The organism is Mycobacterium timonense, assembly GCF_025821985.1.
Classification (GTDB): Bacteria; Actinomycetota; Actinomycetes; order Mycobacteriales; family Mycobacteriaceae; genus Mycobacterium; species Mycobacterium avium.
In genome coordinates, this window is record NZ_JACKSY010000104.1 from 312,148 (window position 1) to 336,219 (window position 24,072).

Consider the following 24,072-nt stretch of genomic DNA (forward strand, 5'->3'; position numbering starts at 1 on the left):
ATGGCATGAATCCGCGGTCGGCTTGGGCGGTAGCTGCGGCCAGGCCTAAGGCGGCCGCACCGACGCCGCCTGACAGCAGCGTCCCCGCGATGATCCTCTTCAGGTTGCGCTCGGTGTTCACGTGCCGGCTCCTTGTCTCCGGTGGGGTCTTCGGTTGGCAAAACCGGACACATCCCGGCATCTGGGCCGGGGCGCGTGTGTAGTTAAAAGTGTGCGCCGGCGGGTGGGCGCGGTTGATGGGCAAGTGTGCCCATTTTCAGCGCGAGACGTCGTGTCAGAGCCCTGATGCGGTTTGGCGGTGCAGGGCGTGGGCGGCGGCTTGGATGCGGTTGTCGACGCCAAGTTTGGCCAGGATCGCCGCGACATGGTGTGCAACGGTTCGGCGGCTGATGGTGAGTTCGGTGGCGATATCGGCGTTGCTGTGACCCGCGGCGATCAGGGTGAGTATTTCTCTTTCGCGCCGGGTCAGCCCGTCGGGGTCGGCGAGGATGTCGGCGCGGCGGGTGCGGCGGGTGCGACCCCGCAACTCGGTGAGCCGTTGTTGCGCGCGCCGTGCCGCGGCCCTGGCGCCGAGACTGTCGAAGGTCGCCAGCGCCGATTGCACGGCGGCGATATCGCCGCCGAGTTGGGCGATGGCCGCCTCGTAGGGGCAGCCGCGGCGCAGCCATTCCTCGACGGCGGCCTGCCAGTCGCCCCGGATCTCTAGCTCGAACGGTGTGCGTGGGTCGCCGGTGCCGGCCCCGGGTTGTCCGCCCGCCAGATACAGCCAGCGGTGCAGCGCTCCGACCAGCCAGGGGTCGGCTCGGGGACCCGTGGCCGCCAGCCCTGCGTGGGCTTCGCCGCGGCAGGTTTCGTCGTCACCGGCCAGCCATGCCGCCTCAGCACGCGCTGCCCACACAGAGAAGAACCGAAGGTGGTCCGTTTCGGCGCCGGCTAGGGCGTCGTCAAGCAGCGTGGCCGAGTGCTGGCCGCGCCGCGCGTGGATCCGGGCGAGGATGAGCTGCGGCAGAATCCGATTCACTGCGGCCAAGCCTGGTCGGGTAAGGAGATCTTCGGCAGCTGCGCGCGCGTGGTCCCAGTCGCCGCGATGCAGCCGCACCACCGCATCGCCCCCGACGACCAAGGCCTCGAAGTTGAACACGTTATGGTCGCGGCAGTAGGCGAGCGAGTCGGTGATGTAGCGATCGGCGCGATCGATGTCGTAGTGCAACGCCGCCAGACAGCAAACAAGAGTCGACAGCAGTCCGGCATGTTCGCCGCGCGTTTCGGTGGCCATCGCGTCACGCCACGACGCTTCCAGCTGCTCCCAACCGGTGTCGGTGGCAAGGATCTGAGCCGTTGCGGCAGCCGCGCGGGCCCGGATAACCAGGGCATTATCACCGATGCGCGTTCCTAAGGCGATGGCTGGGGCGGCGTAGTCAGCGGCGGCCGGGTCGAAACCCCAGCTCCCGAACTCGGCCAAGTTGGCCAACGCCCAGCCCAGCTGCGAACTCGGTCCGGCGTCTTGCACCAGCTCCAATGCGGCTCGTGCAGCAGCGAAGGCCTCGCTGACCCGGCCCATGCCCCATAACACATGGGACAGCCAGCGCAGATTCTCGCTTTGGCCGAGCGGATCACCCAGCGCGAGACGCCAGTGGATCGCCTCGCGCCACGATGACACCGCTGCCTCGGCGAGCCCGCACAGAAAGCAGGCCAGGGCGTGCTGCTCGATCCAGCGCACCTTTTGTTCGAGGGGGACGCTATCGGCGTGGCGCAGCGTGAGCTCGTATAGCTCGGCGGCTTCCCGGTTCGCGCCAAGTACTGAGGCCCGTTCGGCGGCCGCGGGCCCGTAACGGATGGCGGCATCAGTATCGCTGGCCTGCTCGGCGTGAAACGCCAACGCCGCCAAGGTATCCGGATCGATTGGTGGTTCGGCAAGCACCGCCAGTGCCCGTTTATGCAACATTCGGCGCTGGTAATTGGCGATCTGGTCGGCGGTGGTGCGGCGGGCCAGTTCGTGGCGGAAGTCGATGATGTCGTGCCCTTCGACCAGCACCCCGGCGTCGAGGCATTCGGCCAGTCCGACGCCGGCCGCGGGGCAGACCTTTTCGACCAGGGCGACAGCGGCGCGTGGGCCGCAGACCGCTACGGCAGCAGCGGTCTCGCGCGCGGCCGGCGACAGGCGGGCCAGCCGGCCGCGCACAGCTTCGGCGATACTGCGCGGCAAGCCCTGTCGGGTGAGCGCCGCCGGGCCGGCGGCCAGCACCTCGGTGACGAAAAACGGGTTACCCCCGGTCAATTCGTGTAACTGCTCGGCGTTGACCCCGCTACCGGTGGCCAGCTGTGCCACCGCATGGCGGCTCAGCGGCTCGAGCGCGATGCGGCGCACCGCCGCGCAGGTGGCCACATCCCCCAGAGCGACCGACAGCGGGTGGTGTCGGTCAAGTTCATCGTCGCGGTAGGACACCACCAGCAGCAACGGCAGCGACTCGGTGCGCCGGGCCAGGAAGCGCATCAGATCCAGGGTGGCGCCGTCAGCCCAATGGGCGTCTTCGATCACCCACACCCAGCTGTGCCCGTCGCGCAACACCGTCAACAGTCGCCGGTAGAGCACGCCGGTATCACCCGATTGAATCGCCGCATCCAGCGCGCCAGCCGCGGCGGGGCCCACTCCGGCCAACGCGTCAATCAGCGGCCCCAACGGGCGCGGCGCGACCAGGGGATCACACCAGCCCCGCAGCACGCGCATCGAGGAATCCAGCGTGGCCCCAAAGCGATCCAGCACCGCGGTCTTTCCGACCCCGGCCTCCCCCCGGACCAAAACCAGCCGGCCGGCACCGCCACGGGCAACCTGCCGCGCCACATTGCCGAGCTCGGCGAGCACCGCCGAGCGCTCCAGCAATCCGTCCACCGATGCCCGCCTCGCTCCGACAAGACCCACGGTGCCGTCTGTGCCGGGTGCCAAAAATGGGCCTACGTGCCCATCAACCGCGGCCGCCCGCCGGCGCACACTAATCACACGCGCCCCGGGCGGACCGCCGCGGCTACAGCAACCGCACATCCGGACATGATGCGGCTATCACTGTAGTGCCGACACCGCCCGGACGCGTGCGGTTCTGCCACCTGTAGACCAACGGGAAGGAGCCGGCACATCGTCGACGAAACTGCCCGGGGACCGAAGGAAGTTGGAGAATTCGGGATGAGCGTCAACGGCAGCTCGGCTGCGACGCGCCGAGTTTGTGGCGTTCCCTCCGACCGTGGCCTCCAAAATGCATGAATTTGCCACCGGCAAGCGGACTCTCAACATCGCGCACGGTCCGGCGATCGACATCCGTCTGGCGGCCGGCGTGGGCGTGGGTGCCCGCGCGGGCATGGGCGGCGGCCGACAATTTCGGGCTGGCCTCGCTTCTGGAAGACCTGCGACGGTCGCTTACAACCAGGAGGAGCACGGTGATGCGGCCCAGCCGAAGTAGCGATCGTCCCCGACTCCTCACGATCCTGGGCTTGTTCGTCGCTTCGCTTTCCCTGCTAGCCATCTCGACGTTCCTGGTATGGAATCAGCACTTCGGTGTTCCCGCTCGAGTGACAGTCGACAACTGTTGGGACAACGGGGCGGATAGTGTCAACGTACCCATCGATAACTGTTCCGCGCACGCGAGCGGTGCGCCGACGGGATCGGTGATCATCAGCGGTGCCTCGTCTCCAGACGTCGGTCACGACGTCGAGGTCCACCGAACCGGTAAATTTGTCGTCAAAGACACTTGGTGGGAACCCCTTGTCATCCTTGGCTTGGGTTGCGCTGCCGGCCTTAGCGCGGTCAGGGCCATCGTGCGCCGCCGACGGCGCGAAACCTGGTCGGGGCACGGGCCTTAGGCCCGCATCGGGCGTATGCTCGGCCTCTTTGGCTAGTCCGGCTCGGGTACAGCCGTCCACTCGGCCGAAACCCGCGCGGTGAAGCGCGGCGCCCGGTGCTCGAGGAACGCGGCGACGCCCTCGGCGGCGTCGCCGCCTCCCATCACCCGTTCGTGCAGCAGGGTTTCCAGCGCGGCGACCTGTCGCGGTGGGTAGCGATTGATCGCGCTGTCCCACAGCAGGCGTTTGCACAGCGCCGCCGACATCGGCGCCACGTTGACGGCGATGTCGCGGGCCAGCGCCATCGCCTCGTCGAGCACCCGATCGGCGGGCAGCGCGCGGTTGGCGACGCCGAGCGCGGCCGCCTCGGCGCCGCCGAACATCCGCCCGGTGAGCAGCAGGTCGGCGGCCACCCCCAGGTTGGTCAACTGGGGCAGCGTCCAGTGCGCCATGCAGTCGGGTAGCACACCCCGGCGCACCTGCACCACACCGTATTTCGCGTCCTCGGCGACGATGCGGATGTCGGCCTGCAACGCGATGGTCAGGCCGATCCCGACGGCGTGGCCGTTGACCGCGGCGATCACCGGTTTGCGCAACTCGAACGCCGCCGGGGTGATCGGTGAGGCGGTGAAGGCGCCGTCGCCGGCCGGGGCGTCGAACGGGCTTGCGCCGCCGGAGAAGTCGGCCCCGGCGCAAAAGGCGCGCCCGGCGCCGGTCAGCACGATGACCCGGACGTCGTCGTCCTCGTCGCACTCGCGGTAGGCGCGGCTCAGCAGCTCGCCCATCACGGCGGTGTAGGCGTTCAGCCGGTCGGGCCGGTTGAGCGTGAGAACCGCGACGCCCGAGTCGATTTCGACGGTCAGGTCGGCGGTCACGGCAGCGCCGGCACCCGGTGCAGGGCGCCGATCAGGTCGGCGACGTCCGCGGGGCAGGGGGTGTAGCCCGGAAAGTAACAGCACACCTCGTCGGCGTGCTCGCCGAACCGGGCGGCGATCTGCTCGGCACACTGCTCGGGTGTTCCCACGATCCCGATCCGGGCCACCATCTCGTCGGTGATCAGCCCGCGCATCTGCGCAAAGCGGCCCTGCTTGGACAGCGCGTTGAGCTCGGGTTGAATGCCGTCCCAACCCTCGACCTGCAGCACCGGCAGGTAGGCCGGCGTGGAGCCGTAAAACGCGATGAGGGAGGCCACCCCGTCGATCGCCGTCGCCAGGTCCGCCTCGTCGCGGCCGACGGCCACCATGGCCTGGGCGATGATCGGGAACTCGGTCAAGGCCCGCCTGGAGCGGCGCAGCCCCTCGCCGATGGCGGGCAGGGTGCGCTCGGCGAAGTGGCGGGCGCTGTTGAACGGCATCACCAGCAGCCCGTCGGCGACCTCGGCGGCGGTGCGGGTCATCACCGGACCCAGCGCGCCCAGCAGCACCGGCGGCGCCCCGTACGGGTTGGGGCCGGGATCGAAGGTGGGCGCCATGATGGTGTGCGTGTAGAACTCACCGCGAAAATCCAGGCGGGCCCGGCCTTCCCACGCGGCGAAGATCGCCTTGATCGCCGAGATGGCCTCGGCCATCCGCGCCGCGGGCGGCTCCCACCTACTGCCATAACGCTTTTCGACGTGCACTCTGATCTGCGAGCCCAGCCCCAGCCGGAACCGGCCGCCGCTGTAGAGCTGCAGGTCGTAGGCCGCGTAGGCCAGGTGCATCGGACTGCGCGGCGGGGCGATCGCCACGTTGGTCATCAGCTCGCACCCGGTGGCCTCGGCGGCGATCAGCAGCGGGAAGAAGACGTCGTGCTGACCCTCGAAGGTGAACAGGCCGTCGGCGCCGGTCGCGGCGATCTCGGCGGCACTTGCCGCCGCCCGCACCGGCGAACCGTCGACCTGCAGCTGAACCTTCATCGTAAGCTCCTGTCGCGCAGCGCTATTCGGATAACTGGAACTCGACCACTTCGGTCACCGCGTCCACGGCCTCGCGCAGCGCGGCCAGGCGCTCGGCAGCCGACGGCGCGCAGAGCACCGTGTAGCGGTCGGCCGTGCCGATCGGGATGCGGGAGGCCAGCTCGTACAGGCGTTGCCCGGCCGGGCGTTCCGGATCGTGGCGGCCCAGCAGCAGGTCGCGCCCGGGCAGGGTGATGCCGCGCACCCGGGCGATCCGCTCGAACAGCGCCACCGCGCGGTCTTCCACGCCGCGCAGCTGCTCCGGCGTCACCGCGGCGCCGGGCTCGTCGGGCCACGGCATCACCGTTGCCCGGGGATAGGGGTCGTCGGGCAGCCACTCGGACACCCGAATGCGTTGCCCGGTGCGGCAATTCAGCAGGTACCGGCCGGCGCCCTGGTCGACGCAGTCGACGATCCGGGACAGCACCCCCACGTTGCAGCGCGCGTCACCGCCGCCCACCTCGCGGCCGCGGGCGATCAGCACCACCCCGAACTGCTCGCCGGTGTCCAGGCAGTGCCGCACCAGCGCGCCGTAGCGGGGCTCGAAGATCCGCAACGGCAGGTCCTGGTCGGGCAGAAGCGCCGACTCCAGCGGAAACATCGGCAGCGCAACGGGTTCGGTCATCAGATCTCCAGCTCGGCCACCAGCGCGTCGACGACCGCGCGCAGGTCGCCGTCGTGTTCCTCGGCCACCCGGCGCTGACGCTGGTATGACGCGCCGTGGCGGGGGATGTCGGCCACCGCGGCCAGCTCGTCGGCGCACTGCAGCTTGCGGGCGACCGGCTCCAGCCGGTTGAGCACGTCGTCGAGGTCCTCGGTGACCAGGCGTTCGTTGCTGTCGGCGTCCAGGATGATCACCGCGTCCAGGCCGTAGCGGGCGGCGCGCCACTTGTTCTCCTGGTGATGCCAGGGCGGCATGGTCGGCAACGACTCGTCGGCCTCCAGCCTGCGGTCCAGGTCGACCACCAGGCAGTGCGTCAGCGCCACCAGCGCGGCCAGCTCATGCAGGTTGGACACGCCGTCGCAGATCCGCATCTCCAGTGTGCCCAGGTGCGGGGAAGGCCTGATGTCCCAACGGACTTCGTCGACGTGGTCGATGATGCCGGTCTTCTTCTGGTCGTAGACGAAGCCCTCGAACTCCGCCCAGGTCTGGAACTGGAACGGCAGCCCGGCGGTGGGCAGCTGCTGGAACATCATCGCCCGGTTGCTGGCGTAGCCCGTGTCCACCCCGGTCCACCACGGCGAGGACGCCGACAGCGCCAGCAGGTGCGGGTAGTAGTTCAGCAGCGACGTCATGATCGGCATCACCTTGTTCGGCGAGGAGATCCCGACGTGCACGTGCACCCCCCAGATCAGCATCTGCCGTCCCCACCACTGGGTGCGCTTGATCAGCTCGGCGTAGCGCGGGGCGTCGGTGAGCTTCTGGGTCGTCCACTGCGCGAACGGATGTGCGCCGGCGCAGAACAGTTCCATGCCGCGGTCCCGCACGATCCGGCGCGCGGGCCCCAGGGTCTGCCGCAGATCCTCCATCGCCTCGGGCACGGTCCGGCAGATGCCGCTGACCACCTCGACGGTGTTGCGCAGCAATTCCTTGTGCACGCGCGGGTTTTCGCCGATCTCGGCGATCACCGCGGTGGCCTCGTTGCTCAGGTCGCGGGTCTGCGCGTCGACGAGCGCGAACTCCCACTCCACCCCGATGGTCGGCCGCGGCGAACGGGCGAAATCGATGTGCGCGTCGCCCCGTCTAGCCGGCACCGATGACACCGCACGCCACCCGCTTGCCGGCGTCACCGGTGCTCATCGTCATCTCGTCGGGGCCCGGTGTTCCGTTGGTCTGGTTGTAGCGCTCCGCCGGGATGTTGGCGAAGTTGTCCGCGCCGGCGTGGATGATGATCGCCGTCTTCTGCCCGCCGAGCAGATCCTCCATGGTGAAGGCGTCGGTGGTGGTCACCAGCGTCCCGGAGCCGTCCTTGCGCACCTGAAGCGAGGTCAGGTCGCCGCTGGCGGGTTCGCCGGTGTGCCCGGGCGCCTGGAAATGCCCTCCGGCGGACAGGAAGTCCCCCGGGGCGCCGCCGGTCGGGGCGACCGAGCTGGGTTCGCACTTGCCGACCTTGTGGATGTGCACCCCGTGGAAGCCCGGCGTGAGCACGCCGTTGGCCGTCGTCTCGATGGTGACGGTGGCGTAGCCGTTGCTGAACTCGAACTTCGCGGTCGCGACCTGGGTGCCGTCCGGCGCCTTGAGGTGGGTGGTGATGCCGGGCGCCGCGGCCGGCGCGGCCTCGGCTGCGCCCGCGCCCGACGGCGACGGCGATCCGGTCCACACCGCGGGGGTGGTACCCGGCAGCGACGACGCGTGCTGGGGCGACGAACAGGCGCCCAGCGCCACGACGCAACCGGCCAGAACCACGGGAGGCAGCAGCTTGGGCATAGCCAGCAGCCTAACGCTTCGCCGGCCCGCTCAGCCCGCGACGAGGACGATGACACCCGGGGGTTGGCCGCTGAGCGCGGGGATGCGCGGTTCGACCGGCGCGCCCAGGTTTTTGCCCACCGCATCGGCGGTGGCGTGCTCGTCGTCGGCGTCGGTGTAGTAGACCGTGGTGGCCGAGACGTCGGGCACGGCCAGGTTGTCGACCTTGGTGACCTTGAACCCGGCGGACGTCAGCTGATCCTTGGTGCGTGCCGCCACGCCCTCTTTCGAGGAGATGTTGTACACCTGCACCTCGGCCTGGTTGGCCGCCGGCTTGTTAGTCGGCGAGGCGGACGCCGAACTGGTGGCCGTCGAGCTGGACACCGGCGACGCCGAATCGTCCTCGGAGTTCCCGGACGAACCCAGCGCCTGCCACCCGAGCAGCAGGAAGATGACGCCGAGGAACAACAGCACCATCACCATGGCCCGCAAAGGCAGTCCAGTGGAGTCGGGAACTCGTTCTTTCATCGAGCCCTACTGTAACGAGTCAGGTCACCTCGAAGCCGAGCCGCCGCGCCGCGCGCGCTTTCTGCCTGCTGGCGCGCAGCCGCCGCAGCCGTTTCACCAGCATCGGGTCGGCGGCCAGCGCCTCGGGCCGGTCGACGAGCGCGTTGAGCACCTGGTAGTACCGCGTCGCCGACATCGAGAACAGCTCTTTGATGGCGTCTTCCTTCACACCGGCGAACTTCCACCACTGGCGTTCGAACGCCAGGATGTCGTGTTCGCGGCGGGTCAGCCCATCTGCGATCTCGGCGTCGTCCCCCGATCGATTTGCCCGCGCCATGGCGCTGTCCATATCGCTTCCCCTGGACCCTTTCGGCGAATTCCGAACTGCTCGAATGACTTGGCTTAGCTAAGCGCGTGGTTTGCGCGAATTATTGAAACACGCCCCAAACCCTCAAGCCGTCATCCAGACCCGCGAGTCGGCCGATTGACCCAGATTGCCCACCCGCGAGCGTGCGGTAGCTTAGCCGACCATGGCAGTCGTTCCGATCCGCATCGTGGGAGATCCCGTCCTGCACACCCCGACACAGCCGGTGCCGGTCGGTGACGACGGGTCCCTGCCGGCGGATCTGGGCAAGCTGATCGCCGACATGTACGAGACCATGGACGCCGCCCACGGGGTCGGCCTGGCCGCCAACCAGATCGGGGTCGGGTTGCGGGTGTTCGTCTACGACTGCGCCGACGACCGGGGGCTGACCGAGCGGCGGCGCGGCGTGGTGGTCAACCCGGTGCTGGAGACCTCCGAGATCCCCGAGACCATGCCCGACCCGGACACCGACGACGAGGGCTGCTTGTCGGTGCCCGGCGAATCGTTCCCCACCGGGCGGGCCAGCTGGGCGCGGGTCACCGGGCTGGACGCCGACGGCAACCCGGTGTCCATCGAGGGCCACGGCCTGTTCGCCCGGATGCTGCAGCACGAGACCGGGCACCTGGACGGCTTCCTGTATCTGGACCGGCTCATCGGCCGGTATGCCCGCAGCGCGAAACGGGCCGTCAAATCCCACAACTGGGGTGTGCCCGGCCTGTCCTGGATGCCCGGCGAGGGACCGGACCCGTTCGGTCACTGATGTTCTCGTGGCCCGACCCGGGGACCCGGGTGACGGTTCGCTACCGGCGCCCGCCCGGATCGGTGCCGCCGCTGACCGACGCGGTGGGCCGGCTGCTGACGGTCGATCCGACGGTGCGGGTGCAGACCAAGACCGGCGCGGTCGTCGAGTTCGCGCCCGCCGACGTGGTCGCGCTGCGGGTGCTCACCGACACCCCGATCCGCACCTCGCAGATCCGCGCGCTCGAACACGCCGCCGCCGCGGCCTGGCCCGCCGCGGAGCAGACCTGGCTGCACGGCTGGCTGCTGCGGGCCGGCCCGCCACCCGGCCGGCCCGCCGGGCCCTCAGCCGATTTCGCTGTGCCGCTGGATCTTTCCGCTCACGCCGAGGCCATCCCGGAGATCGCCGGCTGGTACCAGCGACGCAGCCTGACGCCACGACTGGCCGTCCCGGACCGGATGCTGACGCCGCCGCCCGGGCTGACCTGCGAGCGCACCGAACAGGTTGTGGTGCAAGACCTTTCCCGCCCGTCCGGCGACGAACCCGGGGTTCGGGTCGACGCGTCCGTCGCGCAGGCCGCGCTGAGCGCCGCACCCGACGGCACCCGGTGGGTGGGGCTGTGGGTGCCGCCCGGCGGGCACGACGCCGAGGCCCGCGCCGGGTGCGAGGCGCTGCTGGCGTGGGGCGCCGGGCAGGGCGCCACGCGCGCCTATCTGGCGGTGCCCGACGACGACGCCGCGGCGCTGGAACTGGCCGGGGCGCTGGGTTTCCGGCTGCACCACCGGCGCCGCTACCTGACGGTCCCGGCCGGGCCGGTGGGATAGTTTCTAGTCCGTGCGGCTGGCCACCTGGAATGTGAACTCGATTCGCTCCCGGCTGCCCCGGGTGCTGGACTGGCTGGCCCGCACCGACGTCGACGTGCTGGCCATGCAGGAGACCAAGTGCGCTGACGGCCAGTTCCCGACGCTGCCGTTCTTCGAACTCGGCTACGAGGTCGCCCACGTCGGCTTCAACCAGTGGAACGGTGTGGCGATCGCCTCCCGGGTCGGCCTGGACGACGTGCGGGTCGGCTTCGAGGGCCAGCCGAGCTGGAGCGGCAAGCCGGAGGTCGCCGCCGCCGCGGAGGCCCGCGCCCTGGCCGCCACCTGCGCCGGTGTGCGGATCTGGAGCCTCTACGTTCCCAACGGCCGCGCGGTGGGCGACCCGCACTACGCCTACAAGCTGGATTGGCTTGCCGCCCTGCGTGATTCGGCCGCGGGCTGGCTGCGCGAGGATCCCGCCGCCCAGATCGCGCTGGCCGGGGACTGGAACATCGCCCCACAGGACGACGACGTGTGGAGCATGGAGTTCTTCGCCGGCGCCACCCACGTCTCCGAGCCGGAGCGGCGCGCGTTCAACGCCATCCTCGACGCGCAATTCGCGGACCTGGTACGGCCTTTCGCGCCGGGCCCGGGGGTGTACACGTACTGGGACTACACCGCGCTGCGGTTCCCGAAACGGCAAGGCATGCGCATCGATTTCATCCTCGGCTCCCCCGCGTTGGCGCGCCGCGTGACGCACGCGCAGATCGACCGCGAGGAGCGCAAGGGCAAGGGCGCCAGCGATCACGCGCCGGTGCTGGTCGATGTGAGCCGCGACGAGCCGCCGTCCTAGGGAGAAATCCGGCACCGCTTCTCGTTGTCTGCCGCGCGGCAAGGTGGCAGGCTTTGCAAAATCAGGAGCGGAAACAGCATTGCCTAGTTGTTAAGCCTGCGTTCAGCGGGTACTACTCGCTGCCGACGCCGGCGCGCGGCGCACGCAATCAAAGCCAGGGAGTCATCATGAGTGTCATCGGCGGAGCAGTCCGGGGCGTGAGTCAGGCGGTGAACCGCGCCGCGTCCGCGACGACCGCGGCCGCCGGTGCCGTGGGCGGCGCGGCGGTCAACGGCGTCATCGGCGGCGTCACCGGAGCCGCGGAGGGCGTCAAACGCGGAATGAACAGCGGCAGCCATTCCACGCCCGCGGCCGCGCTGGCCTTCGGCGCGCTCGGCGTCGCGGGACTCGTGGAGTGGCCGGTGCTGCTGGCCGTCGGCGGCGGCGCCTTGCTGCTGCAGCGGTTGAACCGCAAGGAGCAGCAGCCCGAGCCGCGGGCGGTCAAGGCGAACCTCAAGTCGGTGCCGGCGGAATCGGCGCCGGCCCGCAAGGCGCCGGCCAAGACCACCGCCAAGTCGACGGCCAAGAAGGCCCCGGGGCGCCGCGCCGGTGCCGGCGACTTGCGCAGCACCAACTGAGCTAGACGGCCACCCGGTCGGCCCGATGGGCCGACGGATCCGGACAGATCGGGCCCGCCGCCGCGGCGCGCGTCCGATCGTCGTCGCGAATCTCGACCACCCCGACGCGCCACAACAGCGCATACAGTTCAACTAGCGGCACCTTCAGCACCGAAGCAAACGACGAAACTAGCGGATCGCCCCCGGTGTCGGTCATCGTCGACATAGTTCCGACGGTGGACGCGCGACCCAGCGAGTCGGGAAACCCTTCGTTACCGAAAGGCAAATGATGGCGGAAAAGAAGGCGAGGCGCGGCACGTCCCAGCGCGAGGCGGTGGAAAAGATCCGGGAAGGCGAAACCTTCGTGGTGAACCTTCCGGGCCTGGGCCAGGTCGAGATTCCCCGGCCCGAGCAGCTGGCCTACTTCGGCGGGCTGGCCGCCCTGGCGGCGCTGGAGCTCATCGACTGGCCGGTGGCCGTGGTCATCGCCGCGGGGCACCTGCTGGCCAGCAATCACCACAACAAGATCCTCGAGGAGCTCGGGGAGGCGATGGAGGAGGTGTGAGGGTCAGCGCGCGGTGACCGCGCGGCACGAACCGGCGGGAATAGGGCCGTCGGCCATGCCATGCGGTTGCCGGTGGGGGTAACGTCGCGTGCGGACCCATCCATCAGACGCGGGAGCGCACGCCGAGTGTGCTGAGAGGACGGCTCGGGGCCGTCGACCGTACGAACCTGACCGGGTAATGCCGGCGTAGGGAGATGAAAAATGACCGCAATTGTCGAACCGAGCGTGACCACCGGGCCCATCGCGGGCAGCAGCAAGGTCTACCGCGAACTGGACGGGGTGCCCGGTGCCCGGGTTCCGTTCCGCCGCGTCCACCTGTCCACCGGCGACCACTTCGACCTCTACGACACCTCCGGCCCCTACACCGATCCGGACGCGACGATCGACCTGACGGCCGGGCTGCCGGCGCGGCCGGGCCGGGTGCGCGACCGCGGCACCCAGCTGCAGCGGGCCCGGGCCGGCGAGATCACCGCGGAGATGGCGTTCATCGCCGCCCGCGAGGGCATGCCGGCGGAGTTGGTGCGCGACGAGGTCGCCCGCGGCCGCGCCGTGATCCCGGCCAACCACAACCATCCCGAGATCGAGCCGATGATCATCGGCAAGGCGTTCGCCACCAAGGTCAACGCGAACATCGGCAACTCGGCGGTGACCAGCTCGATCGCCGAGGAGGTCGACAAGATGGTGTGGGCCACCCGGTGGGGTGCGGACACCATCATGGACCTGTCCACCGGCAAGAACATCCACGAGACCCGCGAATGGATCCTGCGCAATTCGCCGGTGCCGGTCGGCACCGTGCCGATCTATCAGGCGCTGGAGAAGGTCAAGGGCGATCCGACCCTGCTGACCTGGGAGATCTACCGCGACACCGTGATCGAGCAGTGCGAGCAGGGTGTGGACTACATGACCGTGCACGCCGGTGTGCTGCTGCGCTACGTGCCGCTGACCGCCAAGAGGGTCACCGGCATCGTGTCCCGCGGCGGGTCGATCATGGCCGCCTGGTGCCTGGCGCATCACCGAGAGTCGTTCCTGTACACCAACTTCGACGAGCTGTGCGAGATCTTCGCCCGCTATGACGTCACCTTCTCCCTGGGCGACGGCCTGCGGCCCGGCTCGATCGCCGACGCCAACGACGCCGCGCAGTTCGCCGAGCTGCGCACCCTGGGCGAGCTGACCAAGATCGCGAAATCCCATGGCGTGCAAGTGATGATCGAAGGCCCCGGGCACGTTCCGATGCACAAGATCGTGGAGAACGTGCGGCTGGAGGAGGAGTGGTGCGAGGAGGCCCCGTTCTACACGCTGGGCCCGCTGGCCACCGACATCGCCCCGGCCTACGACCACATCACCTCGGCGATCGGCGCGGCCATCATCGCCCAGGCGGGCACCGCGATGCTGTGCTACGTGACCCCCAAGGAGCACCTGGGTCTGCCGGACCGCAAGGACGTCAAGGACGGCGTGATCGCCTACAAGATCGCCGCACACGCCGGCGACCTGGCCAAGGGGCACCCGCATGCGCAGGAGCGCGATAATGCGTTGAGCCAGGCGCGTTTCGAGTTCCGCTGGAACGACCAGTTCGCGCTGTCGCTGGATCCCGACACGGCGCGGGAGTATCACGACGAGACGCTGCCCGCCGAGCCCGCCAAGACCGCGCACTTCTGCTCGATGTGCGGGCCGAAGTTCTGCTCGATGCGCATCACCCAGGACGTCCGCGACTATGCGGCCAAGCACGGGCTGGACAGCGAGGAAGCGATCGAGGCGGCCATGGCCGACAAGTCTCGCGAGTTCGCCGAGCACGGCAACCGGGTGTATCTACCGCTGGCACAGTGACGGGGCCGCCGCCGACGCTGCCACTGGCGCCGCCGGGCACCACGCCGCGCCGCGTGCTGTCCATCGCCGGATCCGACTCCGGGGGTGGTGCGGGCATCCAGGCCGACCTGCGCACCATGGCGATGCTGGGCGTGCACGCGTGCGTCGCCGTGACCGCGGTGACCGTGCAGAACACGTTGGGGGTCAACAGCTTTCACGAGGTACCCGTCGACGTGGTGGCCGGCCAGATCGAGGCGGTCGCCGGCGACATCGGCATCCAGGCGGCCAAGACCGGCATGCTTGCGTCCTCGCCCATCATCGCCGAGGTGGCCGCGACCTGGCGCCGGCTGGAGTTGTCGGTGCCGCTGGTGGTCGATCCGGTGTGCGCGTCCATGCACGGTGACCCGCTGCTGGCCGCCGACGCGCTGGACACCCTGCGCGGCCAATTGTTCCCGCTGGCCACCCTGGTGACGCCGAACCTCGACGAGGTCCGGCTGCTGGTTGACATCGACGTGACCGATGCGGCGTCGCAGCGGGCTGCGGCCAAGGCGTTGCACGCGCTGGGGCCGCAATGGGTGCTGGTCAAGGGCGGGCATCTGCGGTCGTCGCAACGCAGCTGCGACCTGCTCTACGACGGCGACTCGTGCTACGAGTTCGACGCGCAGCGGCTGGCCACCGGCAACGACCACGGCGGCGGCGACACGCTGGCCAGTGCCGTCGCCTGTGCGCTCGCGCACGGCTTCACCGTGCCGGATGCGGTCGCCTTCGGAAAGCGGTGGGTCACCGCGTGTTTGCGCGCCTCCTACCCGCTGGGCCACGGCCACGGCCCCGTCTCCGCCTTGTTCCGGCTCTCGGGGGACGGATGAACCTCGACCGGATCGCGGGCATCGCCCACCGGCCCGACGGCACCCCCGAAGGCGTGGTGGTGCTCACCCACGGCGCCGGCGGCAACCGGGATTCGCCACTGCTGCAACAGGTTTGCGACGAGTGGGCCCAGCGCGGCTGGCTGGCGGTGCGCTACAACCTGCCGTTCCGCCGGCGCCGGCCCACCGGCCCGCCGTCTGGGTCGGGCGCCGCCGACCGTGCCGGCATCGTCGAGGCGATCACGCTGTGCCGCGGGCTTGCCGACGGCCCGCTGATCGCCGGCGGCCATTCGTACGGGGGCCGGCAGACGTCGATGGTGGTCGCCGCCGGTGACGCCGCGGTGGACGTGCTGACGCTGTTCTCCTACCCGGTCCATCCGCCCGGCAAGCCGGAACGGGCCCGCACCGAGCATCTGCCGGCCATCACGGTGCCGACGGTCTTCACCCACGGGACGTCGGATCCCTTCGGGACGCCCGAGGAGCTCAACGCGGCCGCCGCGTTGGTCGGCGGAACGACGGCGGTGGTCGAGATCGCCAGCGCCCGACACGATCTGCGGTCCAAGACGCTGAACGTGGCGGCGCTGGCCGTCGACGCCGCGCTGCAGCTGCTCGGCCGGAATTAGACAGTTTTAACTGGACAGTTTTGACTGTGCAGTTTAGGCTGGCCGTGTGGATGGCGTCAGCGACTCCGCGGTGGCGGCCGCGCGCGATATCCGGGTGGTGTTCAGCCGGCTGCGGCGCCGGCTGAAGGACATCGCGGTCGACGGGTTGACCCCCTCGCAGACGGCGGTGCTCACCCGGCTGTGGAAAGAGGGACCGTCGTCGGCCAGCGCACTGGCCGCGGCGGAACGGGTGCGCCCCCAGTCGATGGCGACCATCCTGGCTGCGCTGGGCCAACGTCGGCTCATCGAACGCAGACCCGACCCGAATGACAAGCGGCGCCAGGTCGTCTCGTTGACGGCGGCCGGCCGCAAGCGCGCCGAGAGCGACCGCCGTGCGCGGGAGGAGTGGCTGGCCCGCGCCATCCAGGAGCGCTACACGGAGGCGGAGCGGCGCGTCATCGTCGACGCGCTGTCGCTGCTCGAGCGCTTGACCGAGCAATAGCAGAGAGGGACCCACCATGGAATTGGGATTGCATTTCATCGACTTTCTGCCCGGCGACCCGGCACGGCTGGGCCCGACGCTGACCGAGGCGGCCCGCGCCGCCGAGCAGGGCGGTGCCACGCTGTTCACCCTGGCCGACCACTTCTTCCAGATGGAACAGCTTGGGCCCGCGGAGAATCCGTTCCTCGAGGGCTACACGTCGTTGGGTTTTCTGGCCGCGCAGACCTCCACGATCGAGCTGGCGCTGCTGGTCACCGGGGTCACCTATCGCTACCCCGGCGTGTTGGCCAAGACGGTCACCACCCTGGACGTGTTGTCGCAGGGCCGGTCGATGCTGGGACTCGGGGCGGCCTGGTACGAACGCGAGCACACCGCGTTGGGCATTCCGTATCCCGCGCTGAGCACACGGTTCGAGATGCTCGAGGAAACCCTGCAGATCTGCCGGCAGATGTGGAGCGACGACAACGGCGCGTACCAGGGCAAGCACTACCGGCTGGCCGAGACGATCTGTGCGCCGCAGCCGATTCGGCGCCCGCCGATCCTGATCGGTGGGGACGGCGAGAAGAAGACGCTGCGTATGGTCGCGCAGTACGCCGACGTCTGGAACAGCATGTCGAACGACCTCGCCGAGCTCGAGCACAAGATCGAGGTGCTGCACCGGCACTGCGACGCGGTGGGCCGCGACCCGCGGGATATCCGTAAGACGTGCGGTGGCCTGGCGACCCTCGACCCGTTCGAGAACCTCGACGAATACCTCAGGACGGCGGAACGCTTCGGCCGGCTCGGCATCGACATGATCAACGTGGGGCCGCTGCCCGGCAATCCGGATCCCGTCGGCTATATTCGCCGGCTGGGCGATGAGGTGATCCCCCGGCTCGCCGAAATCGGTTGATGGCGCTTGGTTTTCGCTACCCCGGATAGCGCGAGTAGCAGGCGTCCGCGTTGCCGGTCACGCCGCCGCGGAACGCCGCGATGCGGGTGAAACCGGCCGGCACGCTGGTGCCGTCGGCGTCGCTGGCGACCAGATGGTTGGTCAGCAGGCCGGCCACCGCCTCGTCGAGATCGCCTGCGGTGAGCAGCAATTGGTTGTGTGAGGGCAGCTCGATGGGCTCGGCCATCCTGCGGTGCACCACGCCGGTCAGGCAGGCGGTCCGCAGCGCGGTCCACGGGCTCTGCATGGCCAGGCCGCGTTCATGCTGCACCGCCAGCGCGTAGCGCGACATCACCACGGACAGGGCGGTGTCGTCGCCCTGGGGCAGGGTGTGTTCGTTCTCGTCGGCGACCCTGCCCAGCGCGGCCAGCTTGGGCAGGTCGACCGCGATGGTGTTGGTGGCCGGACAGTAGGACGCCGGCGGGCTGGGCTTGGCGTCGGGGCATGTGGCCGGCTGGTAGGACAGCGCGGGCGGATTGGCCGGCGCGAAGATCTTTCCCAGCAGCTCCATCAACGTGGACAGCGTGTCCTGGTTGATCGGGACCTCACCGGTCTCCGGTCTGCCGCTGGTGTCCACCCGCAGGGCGTAGGGCAGGTCGCCGCGGCGCTGCTCGATTTCCTTGCGGTTGATCGACGCACAGGCCGAGGCGCCGTTGAGGAAACCCATTTGGAAGGCGCTGATCCGGTCCAGCGCCGAGCCGTGCGCGTCGTCGTTCGCGGTCTCGCTGTCCATCACCGGGTCGCGCGTGGTGATGATCCCGGCCAGCACATGGTCGAGCCCGTCGGCGGTGCTCAGCGTGAAGCGCGGCGACTTGCCGTCGGCAACCCAGAACAGATAGACCCCGGCGAAGCAGTCGGCCTGCTGTTCGCGCACGATGGTCGCATCGCGTTTGGTCACCAGTGCGGCCATCTGCTGCAGCGCGTGCCCGAACTCGTGCGCCAGCACACCGGTCACCGACATGTCGCCGAAATACTTCTGCGCCACGGGCATGAAAACGCCGCGGTCCCAGGCGATCAGGTTGCACCGCGAGGTGTAGAACGCGTTGACCAGTTGGTAGGTGTCGTTGTGGCACACGATCGGACTGCTCGGATCGGTCGAGTTGTAGGACACGATCTTGCTGATCGGAACGAATTTGCCCTTCAGCGATTGGCCGTACACCGAGCGCCAGTAGTCCTCGATGTCGTTGATCGACAGCAACGACAGCGAGTCGATCGACCCGTTGTCGGTGTTGAGCACCTTGCCGGTGGGGGCGGGGGCGTTGGAGCGGATGCCGCTGGGCCCGTTGGTCGCGGGCAGACCACCAACCAGGAACGGGTCGTTGAGCATCGACAGCGCGCGTCCCTCGACGAACGTCGAGCAACCCGCCACCAGCAGCACCGCCGCGGCCGACACGAATGCCGACCTGAGCGCGTGGCTGTGCATGGCTCAGTGTAGAGCGACCGGCCGTCGCCGGGGGCAAGAAAGGCGCTGGCTCCCTTCAAGGGATCTCGCGATTTCTCACCCTTCGGCGTGCCGGCGTAAATCGTTGTGCCGCGGTCAGGGCACTCGGGTGCGATGCCGCTTGTCGTGCGGCGGCACCCCGTTGACCCCGCCGATCGATTGGGCGTAGCTGCCGACCGCGAACCCGACGCCGGAACCCATCACCGCCAGGGCGTCCCGGTTGATGTTGTCGGCGGTGTCGCGGGGACCTTGGAAGTCCGGATCGAACGGCACGCCGGCCTGGCCGCCCCACAACCGGGACTGCACAGTGGTTTTCGGTTGCGAGGCTCCGGTGGTCATGCCGCCGATCGGCACACCGGCCACCATGAAGGGGTGGTAGTCGGCCCGGGTGTTCAGGGGCATGTCCGCCGCACGCTTGCCGGCCAGGTTCAGATAGCCCGCCAGGGTGCGCTCGATGCCGGCCGACCCTTCGGGGACGTCGGCGGCCGAAATACCGGGGGCCGGCGGCCCGGACTGATCGCCGTCGTCGGTGAAGAACCCGGCGTTGGGCGAGCCGAGCATGGTGAAGTTCAGATACAGCGCGATGTCGTTGAGTTGGTCGCGGTCCAGGCCGAACAGGTAATCCATCACGCCGCCCAGTCCGTCTTCCCCGGCGCCCCAGAACACGAACCGCACCGCGTTGCTCACCGGCGCCAGCGGACCCAGCTGCAGCGCGGTTTCCAGCACCGCGGCCACGCCGGAGCCGTTGTCGTTGATGCCCGGTCCGGCGCGCGAGCCGTCCAGGTGCGCACCGACCATGATGACCTCGTGGGCTGACCCGGTCTTGGTCTGCGCCACCACGTTTCGCGATGTGACCTTGACGTTGACTGCATCCAGGATTAACCGCACCGGCCCGCCGGCACCGGCCAGCGCGGCGGCGCCGGACGGGTTGACGACGGCCACCGGCACACTCAGCTGTTTGTAGTAGCCGGGGGTGAACAAGGTGGGCGGGGCGCCGTGCCCGTCGGGTGCGCTCACCACGATCAGCGCGCTCGCGCCCCGGGCCACCGCGCTGTTCTGTTTGTCGACCACCGAGCAGCGGGTGTCGTCGACGACGGCGATCGCACCCTTGGGCAGGGCGCCGGGGTAGTCGCTGGCCGCGCAACCCGACGGCTGGGCCGGGCGGACGGCGGGTCCGGTCAGCCCGCCGGGCGGGGTCTGGACCAACATCGAGGCCTGGTCGACGGGGTAGCCGCGGCCCGCGACGGTCAGCGTCGGCTTGCCGGGGGACACCGGGTAGAGCCGGTCGAACTGCGGCGTCTGTACGTCGAAACCCTTGTCGCGCAGCGCTTTAGCCACGTAGTCGACGCTGGCCTGAAAGCCCGGGGTGCCGTCCGCGCGGTTGCCGCCGTTGGCGTTGGCGATGTTCTGCAAGGCGCGCAGGTGGGCCATCATGGCGTCGGCGGTCACCTTCTTGGCCAGGCCGTGGCCCAAATCGGGTGCCGCGGTCGGCAGTCCGGGCCCCGCCGACGAGCAACCGGCCAGCAGCACGGCGATCCACAGCAGCGTCGCGCCCAGCCGGACGGTCATGACTTGGCGAGCACGTGCCGGGTGCGGTCGGCCATGGCGGGGACGCCGTTGTGGCCGCCGAGGTCTTGGGCGTAGAGACCGATCGCGTAGGCCACCCCGCCCCCGTTGATCCCCAGCGCGGTGCGGTCGATGTGGTCGAGGGTGTCGGTCTTCTGGTGGTAGTTGGGGTCGAACGGCTGGTCGGCGGTTCCGCCCCATAGCTTGGCCTGATCGGCGGACATCTTCCCCTCGGCGCCGGAGAACAGCCCGCCGGCCGGAATCCCCGCCAGGGTGAACCCGTCGTAATCCGACCGGCCGTCGAACGAGGTGTCCTGTGCGGTCTTGCCGGCCGACTTCAGGTAGGCCACCAGCGTGCGCTCGATGCCCGCCGACCCTTCGGGCACCACCGGTTGACCACGGGCGTCCATCGGCAGCGACTGGTCGCCGTCATAGGTGAAGTAGCCGGGGTTCGGCGAGGCGAGCATGTCGAAGTTCAGGTACAGCGCAATGTTTTTCAGCGCGGTCAAGTCCAGCGACTCGACGTAGTTGCGCGACCCGATCAGCCCGAGCTCCTCGGCGCCCCAGAACCCGAACCGCACCGCGTTGTGCACCGGAGGCGAACTGCCCAGTCGCACAGCGGTTTCCAGCACCGCGGCCACGCCCGACCCGTTGTCGTTGATGCCCGGGCCCTCGGGCACGCTGTCCAGGTGCGCCCCGGCCATCACCACGTCGTGCTCCGATCCGGTCTTGGTCTGCGCGATCACGTTGCGCGCCTTGAAGCTTTGCGCGCTGGCCGTGAGCTTGATGGTGGTGGGCCCGGGCTGCCCGCGCAGCTGCACCCCGACGGACTTGGTCACGCTCAGCACCGGGATCTTCACCTCGGTCGACGGCCCGAGCGTGCCGCCCATCTGTTGTTCGTCGACGTTGTCGGCGATGATCATCGCCACCGCGCCGCGCTGCGCGGCGACATCTTCCTTCTGCGCGAACGGGCACGTGCCGCGGTCGAGCAGGATCACCGCGCCCTGCACCGGCAGGCTGCCGTAGTCGGTGACCGCGCACCCGGGGTTGTTGGGCGGGGCGGCGACCAGCGGGCCGCTCACCCCGTCGGGCCCGGTGCCCAGGCTGAAGTCCAGTGCGTGGGCCTCCACCGGCCTGCCGCCGACGGTGAGATCGGGCTTTTCGGCGTGGAACACCCGGGCCGAGAACTCCGGGGTCTGCACGTCGAACCCGCTGTCGCGCAAGGTTTTCACCACGTAGTCGACGCTCGCCTCGTAGCCGGGTGTGCCGACCGCCCGGGTGCCGTTGTTGGCGTTGGCGATGTCTTGCAGCTTGGTCAGGTGGGTCATCATCGCGTCGGTGGTGACCTTGTTGCGCAACCCGGACGCGAACTCCGCCGCGGCGGGGTCTCCGGTGGTTTGGCCCGCGCCGGAGGAGCGGTGCCCGCAGCCGGTGGCCAACGCGGTCAGGGCGACCACCGCGAGCAGCGCCGGAAATGTCGTGAATTTGTTCACCATCGCGCCCCAGGTTAGACCGCGGCCCGGGTGGGCGGATTCAGGACACGGCGTCCTCAGACATGCAGCGCGGTGAACGGCGCCACCGGGATGTTGCGCACCACGAACCAGGCCAGCACCAACGACAGCGTCACCGCCGCGGCCCAGCGATGGTGTTGCCAACTGCGGATCCGTCGTCCCACCAGGTGCCCGTAGGTCCAGGCGAAGTACGCCCACATCAACAGCACGACGGCGGCCAGGCCTAAGGCGTTGAACCTGGCCGCCCCCAACAGATTGCCGTGCATGAGCGCGTACACCATGCGCAGGCTGCCGCAGCCGGGACAGTCAACGCCCAGCAGCGCTTTGGTGGGGCACACCGGCAGCGGCCCGCCCGGGGTGGTCGGGTCACCCGCCCAGACGGCGGCGCACAGCACCGTCGCGGATGCGGCCACCACCACCGGCGCAGTCAGATTCTGCTGCACCGCCCCCCGGCGGATCACCATGATCGAGGCCCCCGCGGCGTCAGAACATCGCGGCGAGCGCCGCGTTGGTGTTCGTGTTCAGCGCGCCGACCGCCATCAAGATGCCGTAGATGATGCCCACCACGACCCCGATGACCGCCGACCAGATCACCCATTTCTTGGCGCTGTCGGCGGACGCCTGCGCCTCGGCGTAGCGGCCCTGCGCCCATAATCCGTTGACCTGGCTGGATTTGACGATCGCGACGATGCCGAACGGAAGACAGCAGAACAGGGTGACCAGGATCGACCACACCAGATAGTTGTTCGGCGCTTGGGCGGCCGGTTGCTGCGGCGGATACCCGGGCGGCGGCGGGGGAGGCGGCGGCTGTGTCATGGATTCTCCAGTCGAGGGGAGTTAGCTGGCGTAAAGCGGTGCTAGCCATACCCGCTCGCGCTCGGGTCGGCACTAGCAATGACAAAATTTGATTCGGCCGAGTCGGGCCGTGCCGACCCGGCCACATCGGTGCATCCGCGCCACGCCGACACCGATCGTCCCTCAACAGAATTCGAAATATGGCGCGGAAAAATTCACTCTGCCGCCACTGGCTGGTCCTCCACGGGATGCGCGGAAATCGATGCCCAGACAGACAATTGCCGACGGAACGTATTGCATTACCGCGACATAGCCCTACTATCCGTGTTAACAGGTGCGGTTATAGGAGCCATTGATGTCCGAAGTCAGCAATGCGCTGAGGGCGGCGACGGCAGCGGTATTCACTGGCGGATTCGTCTTTGCGGGCAGCGCCGCGGCGGCCGCCGACCCGGCCGGCACACCTAACCCGTCGGACATCAACACCCTGGCCGCGTCGCTGTCGAAGGGCTACGGGCTGAATAACTGCACCGCCGGAAACATCGACCGCGGCAGGCAACTGGCGGTACTGACCTGCGGGCAAAGCCCCGACCCGAAGGGACCGGCGCAGGCCAAGTACGTGTTGTTCACCAACCCCGAGAACCTGGCCACCGCGTTCCGGGCCACCATCAAAGAGGATGTCCTGACCCCGTGCGGCGACGCCCACGAGTCGCCGTCGAGCTGGCACAAGGATGGTTCGTCCGCCAGCGCCGGGCAGGCCGCGTGCGGCACCTTCCGCAACGCCGCCGAGATCATCTGGACCATCGACGCCAAGAACATCCTGAGCTACCTGCGCGCGTCCAACACCGATGTCGCGGCGCTCTACCAATGGTGGCGCGCCAACGGGTGAGCGCCCAGATGCGTTCGCCCGCTTTGTTTCCATCAACCGCAGGGAGTCAGAAAATGTCATATCGGAACACCGCGCTGCGTCTCGTGTCGGCCGCAGCCTTCACCGGCAGTTTGGCTCTCGCGGGTAGCGCCCCCGCACTCGCCGAACCCAACACCGGCAGCGCCTCGGACATGAACACGCTGGCGGCGTCGCTATCGAAAGGCTATGGCCTGAACAACTGCAAGCCGCAGGAGCTGACCGAGTCCGGCGAACTGGCCGAGCTGCTGTGCGGGCAGAGCCCCGACCCCAGCGGACCGGGGTCGGGCGTCTACGCCCTGTTCTCCAACGGCACCAACCTGGCGTCCGCGTTCAGCTCCACCATCAAGGACGTGTCGCTGGCCAACTGCGGAGACGCCGGGCAGTCGCCGGGCACCTGGAAGCAGAACGGCCAGACGGGTGGTCAGATCGCTTGCGGCACTTACAAGAACTACGCGACGCTGACCTGGACCACCGACGCCAAGAACGTGCTGGGCCACCTGACCGCGGCCAACTCCGACGTCAACGCCCTCTACCAGTGGTGGCGCACCAACGGCTGACG

General features: G+C 69.2%; 27 protein-coding genes and 1 riboswitch. Of the genes, 13 read left to right on the forward strand and 14 right to left on the reverse strand.

Annotated elements, in window-relative coordinates; translation table 11 throughout:
* Window positions 1-274: 274 nt before the first annotated feature.
* Complete coding sequence (locus tag H7I87_RS24045) at window positions 275-2,890, reverse strand: ATP-binding protein (protein ID WP_033727324.1); 2,616 nt, start codon at window positions 2,888-2,890, stop codon at window positions 275-277.
* Between the two features lie 346 nt (window positions 2,891-3,236).
* Between H7I87_RS24045 and H7I87_RS24050 the strand changes: the two genes are divergently transcribed.
* Window positions 3,237-3,452: a hypothetical protein gene (locus H7I87_RS24050; RefSeq protein ID WP_139800062.1), complete on the forward strand. Its 216-nt coding sequence runs from the start codon at window positions 3,237-3,239 to the stop codon at window positions 3,450-3,452.
* A gap of 432 nt (window positions 3,453-3,884) precedes the next feature.
* Here the strand turns inward: H7I87_RS24050 and H7I87_RS24055 are convergent, their stop codons facing one another.
* Genes H7I87_RS24055 through napA form a run of 7 tightly spaced genes read right to left on the reverse strand, consistent with a single transcriptional unit; the run spans window position 3,885 to window position 9,027 of the window.
* Window positions 3,885-4,706: an enoyl-CoA hydratase-related protein gene (locus H7I87_RS24055; protein WP_033727326.1), complete on the reverse strand. Its 822-nt coding sequence runs from the start codon at window positions 4,704-4,706 to the stop codon at window positions 3,885-3,887.
* Window positions 4,703-5,725 carry an LLM class F420-dependent oxidoreductase gene (locus tag H7I87_RS24060; protein ID WP_033727327.1) on the reverse strand — a complete coding sequence of 341 codons (1,023 nt, stop codon included), beginning with the start codon at window positions 5,723-5,725 and terminating at the stop codon, window positions 4,703-4,705. The genes H7I87_RS24055 and H7I87_RS24060 overlap by 4 nt, the downstream gene beginning before the upstream one ends.
* A 22-nt stretch (window positions 5,726-5,747) precedes the next feature.
* The gene (locus tag H7I87_RS24065; RefSeq protein WP_033727328.1) at window positions 5,748-6,389 is read right to left on the reverse strand and encodes an LON peptidase substrate-binding domain-containing protein; all 642 of its coding nucleotides are present in this window, start codon (window positions 6,387-6,389) and stop codon (window positions 5,748-5,750) included.
* Window positions 6,389-7,519, reverse strand: a complete 1,131-nt coding sequence (locus H7I87_RS24070) for a glutamate--cysteine ligase (RefSeq protein WP_015632730.1) — start codon at window positions 7,517-7,519, stop codon at window positions 6,389-6,391. Before H7I87_RS24070 ends, H7I87_RS24065 begins: the two co-directional genes overlap by 1 nt.
* Complete coding sequence (gene sodC / locus H7I87_RS24075) at window positions 7,509-8,192, reverse strand: superoxide dismutase[Cu-Zn] (protein ID WP_033727329.1); 684 nt, start codon at window positions 8,190-8,192, stop codon at window positions 7,509-7,511. Before sodC ends, H7I87_RS24070 begins: the two co-directional genes overlap by 11 nt.
* A gap of 30 nt (window positions 8,193-8,222) precedes the next feature.
* Window positions 8,223-8,699: a LytR C-terminal domain-containing protein gene (locus tag H7I87_RS24080; RefSeq protein ID WP_003873789.1), complete on the reverse strand. Its 477-nt coding sequence runs from the start codon at window positions 8,697-8,699 to the stop codon at window positions 8,223-8,225.
* A 19-nt stretch (window positions 8,700-8,718) separates the two neighbouring features.
* Window positions 8,719-9,027, reverse strand: coding sequence for a nucleoid-associated protein NapA (napA, locus tag H7I87_RS24085; protein WP_003873790.1), 309 nt, complete (start codon window positions 9,025-9,027; stop codon window positions 8,719-8,721).
* Between the two features lie 181 nt (window positions 9,028-9,208).
* On the opposite strand from napA, the gene H7I87_RS24090 reads away from it, so the two are divergent.
* The 4 genes from H7I87_RS24090 (at window position 9,209) to H7I87_RS24105 (ending at window position 12,051) form a co-directional block, all read left to right on the forward strand.
* On the forward strand, window positions 9,209-9,802 hold the full coding sequence (locus H7I87_RS24090) for a peptide deformylase (protein WP_033727331.1): 594 nt from the start codon (window positions 9,209-9,211) through the stop codon (window positions 9,800-9,802).
* The gene (locus tag H7I87_RS24095) at window positions 9,802-10,605 is read left to right on the forward strand and encodes a GNAT family N-acetyltransferase, cg3035/Rv0428c family (RefSeq protein WP_033727333.1); all 804 of its coding nucleotides are present in this window, start codon (window positions 9,802-9,804) and stop codon (window positions 10,603-10,605) included. The genes H7I87_RS24090 and H7I87_RS24095 overlap by 1 nt, the downstream gene beginning before the upstream one ends.
* 10 nt (window positions 10,606-10,615) lie before the next feature.
* Window positions 10,616-11,434 carry an exodeoxyribonuclease III gene (locus tag H7I87_RS24100; protein WP_023870027.1) on the forward strand — a complete coding sequence of 273 codons (819 nt, stop codon included), beginning with the start codon at window positions 10,616-10,618 and terminating at the stop codon, window positions 11,432-11,434.
* Between the two features lie 167 nt (window positions 11,435-11,601).
* Window positions 11,602-12,051 carry a hypothetical protein gene (locus tag H7I87_RS24105; protein WP_033727334.1) on the forward strand — a complete coding sequence of 150 codons (450 nt, stop codon included), beginning with the start codon at window positions 11,602-11,604 and terminating at the stop codon, window positions 12,049-12,051.
* Window position 12,052: 1 nt separating this feature from the next.
* On the opposite strand, the gene H7I87_RS24110 is transcribed toward H7I87_RS24105, so the two are convergent.
* Window positions 12,053-12,247 (reverse strand): Rv1535 domain-containing protein, encoded by a 195-nt coding sequence (locus H7I87_RS24110; protein ID WP_009979385.1) that lies wholly within the window; start codon window positions 12,245-12,247, stop codon window positions 12,053-12,055.
* Between the two features lie 72 nt (window positions 12,248-12,319).
* Here H7I87_RS24110 and H7I87_RS24115 point away from each other — a divergent pair, with 72 nt between their 5' ends.
* The 6 genes from H7I87_RS24115 to H7I87_RS24140 all read left to right on the forward strand — a co-directional run bounded on the left by H7I87_RS24115 (window position 12,320) and on the right by H7I87_RS24140 (window position 17,257).
* On the forward strand, window positions 12,320-12,595 hold the full coding sequence (locus H7I87_RS24115) for a hypothetical protein (RefSeq protein ID WP_003873796.1): 276 nt from the start codon (window positions 12,320-12,322) through the stop codon (window positions 12,593-12,595).
* 99 nt (window positions 12,596-12,694) lie between these two features.
* A riboswitch (TPP riboswitch) is annotated at window positions 12,695-12,805 on the forward strand.
* On the forward strand, window positions 12,797-14,419 hold the full coding sequence (gene thiC, locus H7I87_RS24120) for a phosphomethylpyrimidine synthase ThiC (protein ID WP_009979387.1): 1,623 nt from the start codon (window positions 12,797-12,799) through the stop codon (window positions 14,417-14,419). It overlaps the preceding riboswitch by 9 nt.
* Window positions 14,416-15,264 carry a bifunctional hydroxymethylpyrimidine kinase/phosphomethylpyrimidine kinase gene (thiD, locus tag H7I87_RS24125; RefSeq protein WP_033727335.1) on the forward strand — a complete coding sequence of 283 codons (849 nt, stop codon included), beginning with the start codon at window positions 14,416-14,418 and terminating at the stop codon, window positions 15,262-15,264. The genes thiC and thiD overlap by 4 nt, the downstream gene beginning before the upstream one ends.
* On the forward strand, window positions 15,261-15,884 hold the full coding sequence (locus tag H7I87_RS24130) for an alpha/beta hydrolase family protein (RefSeq protein WP_003873799.1): 624 nt from the start codon (window positions 15,261-15,263) through the stop codon (window positions 15,882-15,884). Before thiD ends, H7I87_RS24130 begins: the two co-directional genes overlap by 4 nt.
* A 46-nt stretch (window positions 15,885-15,930) precedes the next feature.
* On the forward strand, window positions 15,931-16,365 hold the full coding sequence (locus H7I87_RS24135) for a MarR family winged helix-turn-helix transcriptional regulator (RefSeq protein WP_009979391.1): 435 nt from the start codon (window positions 15,931-15,933) through the stop codon (window positions 16,363-16,365).
* Window positions 16,366-16,381: 16 nt separating this feature from the next.
* Window positions 16,382-17,257 (forward strand): LLM class F420-dependent oxidoreductase, encoded by an 876-nt coding sequence (locus tag H7I87_RS24140; RefSeq protein WP_033727336.1) that lies wholly within the window; start codon window positions 16,382-16,384, stop codon window positions 17,255-17,257.
* Between the two features lie 16 nt (window positions 17,258-17,273).
* On the opposite strand, the gene H7I87_RS24145 is transcribed toward H7I87_RS24140, so the two are convergent.
* The 5 genes from H7I87_RS24145 to H7I87_RS24165 form a co-directional block, all read right to left on the reverse strand.
* Window positions 17,274-18,719, reverse strand: a complete 1,446-nt coding sequence (locus H7I87_RS24145) for a neutral zinc metallopeptidase (RefSeq protein ID WP_019733104.1) — start codon at window positions 18,717-18,719, stop codon at window positions 17,274-17,276.
* 114 nt (window positions 18,720-18,833) lie between these two features.
* Complete coding sequence (locus H7I87_RS24150) at window positions 18,834-20,306, reverse strand: M28 family peptidase (RefSeq protein ID WP_011726217.1); 1,473 nt, start codon at window positions 20,304-20,306, stop codon at window positions 18,834-18,836.
* Entirely contained in the window at window positions 20,303-21,799 is a 1,497-nt protein-coding gene (locus H7I87_RS24155) for a M28 family metallopeptidase (RefSeq protein ID WP_011726218.1), read from the reverse strand. Before H7I87_RS24155 ends, H7I87_RS24150 begins: the two co-directional genes overlap by 4 nt.
* Before the next feature lie 53 nt (window positions 21,800-21,852).
* The gene (locus H7I87_RS24160) at window positions 21,853-22,278 is read right to left on the reverse strand and encodes a DUF2752 domain-containing protein (protein ID WP_003873805.1); all 426 of its coding nucleotides are present in this window, start codon (window positions 22,276-22,278) and stop codon (window positions 21,853-21,855) included.
* Between the two features lie 19 nt (window positions 22,279-22,297).
* Window positions 22,298-22,630 (reverse strand): CD225/dispanin family protein, encoded by a 333-nt coding sequence (locus H7I87_RS24165; RefSeq protein ID WP_011726219.1) that lies wholly within the window; start codon window positions 22,628-22,630, stop codon window positions 22,298-22,300.
* Window positions 22,631-22,964: 334 nt separating this feature from the next.
* Between H7I87_RS24165 and H7I87_RS24170 the strand changes: the two genes are divergently transcribed.
* Window positions 22,965-23,495, forward strand: coding sequence for a hypothetical protein (locus H7I87_RS24170; protein WP_009979397.1), 531 nt, complete (start codon window positions 22,965-22,967; stop codon window positions 23,493-23,495).
* Window positions 23,496-23,548: 53 nt separating this feature from the next.
* Entirely contained in the window at window positions 23,549-24,070 is a 522-nt protein-coding gene (locus tag H7I87_RS24175) for a hypothetical protein (protein ID WP_009979398.1), read from the forward strand.
* The last annotated feature ends 2 nt before the right edge of the window (window positions 24,071-24,072 follow it).

Excerpts from the sequence above, each read along its gene's own strand:
- H7I87_RS24090 (WP_033727331.1), top strand. The coding sequence starts at position 9,209 with ATGGCAGTCGTTCCGATCCGCATCGTGGGAGATCCCGTCCTGCACACC.
- H7I87_RS24165 (WP_011726219.1), bottom strand. The coding sequence starts at position 22,630 with ATGACACAGCCGCCGCCTCCCCCGCCGCCGCCCGGGTATCCGCCGCAG.
- H7I87_RS24170 (WP_009979397.1), top strand. The coding sequence starts at position 22,965 with ATGTCCGAAGTCAGCAATGCGCTGAGGGCGGCGACGGCAGCGGTATTC.
- H7I87_RS24155 (WP_011726218.1), bottom strand. The coding sequence starts at position 21,799 with ATGGTGAACAAATTCACGACATTTCCGGCGCTGCTCGCGGTGGTCGCC.
- H7I87_RS24115 (WP_003873796.1), top strand. The coding sequence starts at position 12,320 with ATGGCGGAAAAGAAGGCGAGGCGCGGCACGTCCCAGCGCGAGGCGGTG.
- H7I87_RS24130 (WP_003873799.1), top strand. The coding sequence starts at position 15,261 with ATGAACCTCGACCGGATCGCGGGCATCGCCCACCGGCCCGACGGCACC.
- H7I87_RS24145 (WP_019733104.1), bottom strand. The coding sequence starts at position 18,719 with ATGCACAGCCACGCGCTCAGGTCGGCATTCGTGTCGGCCGCGGCGGTG.
- H7I87_RS24150 (WP_011726217.1), bottom strand. The coding sequence starts at position 20,306 with ATGACCGTCCGGCTGGGCGCGACGCTGCTGTGGATCGCCGTGCTGCTG.
- H7I87_RS24060 (WP_033727327.1), bottom strand. The coding sequence starts at position 5,725 with ATGAAGGTTCAGCTGCAGGTCGACGGTTCGCCGGTGCGGGCGGCGGCA.
- H7I87_RS24175 (WP_009979398.1), top strand. The coding sequence starts at position 23,549 with ATGTCATATCGGAACACCGCGCTGCGTCTCGTGTCGGCCGCAGCCTTC.
- sodC (WP_033727329.1), bottom strand. The coding sequence starts at position 8,192 with ATGCCCAAGCTGCTGCCTCCCGTGGTTCTGGCCGGTTGCGTCGTGGCG.
- H7I87_RS24140 (WP_033727336.1), top strand. The coding sequence starts at position 16,382 with ATGGAATTGGGATTGCATTTCATCGACTTTCTGCCCGGCGACCCGGCA.
- H7I87_RS24105 (WP_033727334.1), top strand. The coding sequence starts at position 11,602 with ATGAGTGTCATCGGCGGAGCAGTCCGGGGCGTGAGTCAGGCGGTGAAC.
- H7I87_RS24110 (WP_009979385.1), bottom strand. The coding sequence starts at position 12,247 with ATGACCGACACCGGGGGCGATCCGCTAGTTTCGTCGTTTGCTTCGGTG.
- H7I87_RS24065 (WP_033727328.1), bottom strand. The coding sequence starts at position 6,389 with ATGACCGAACCCGTTGCGCTGCCGATGTTTCCGCTGGAGTCGGCGCTT.
- H7I87_RS24080 (WP_003873789.1), bottom strand. The coding sequence starts at position 8,699 with ATGAAAGAACGAGTTCCCGACTCCACTGGACTGCCTTTGCGGGCCATG.
- H7I87_RS24160 (WP_003873805.1), bottom strand. The coding sequence starts at position 22,278 with ATGGTGATCCGCCGGGGGGCGGTGCAGCAGAATCTGACTGCGCCGGTG.
- napA (WP_003873790.1), bottom strand. The coding sequence starts at position 9,027 with ATGGACAGCGCCATGGCGCGGGCAAATCGATCGGGGGACGACGCCGAG.
- H7I87_RS24095 (WP_033727333.1), top strand. The coding sequence starts at position 9,802 with ATGTTCTCGTGGCCCGACCCGGGGACCCGGGTGACGGTTCGCTACCGG.
- thiC (WP_009979387.1), top strand. The coding sequence starts at position 12,797 with ATGACCGCAATTGTCGAACCGAGCGTGACCACCGGGCCCATCGCGGGC.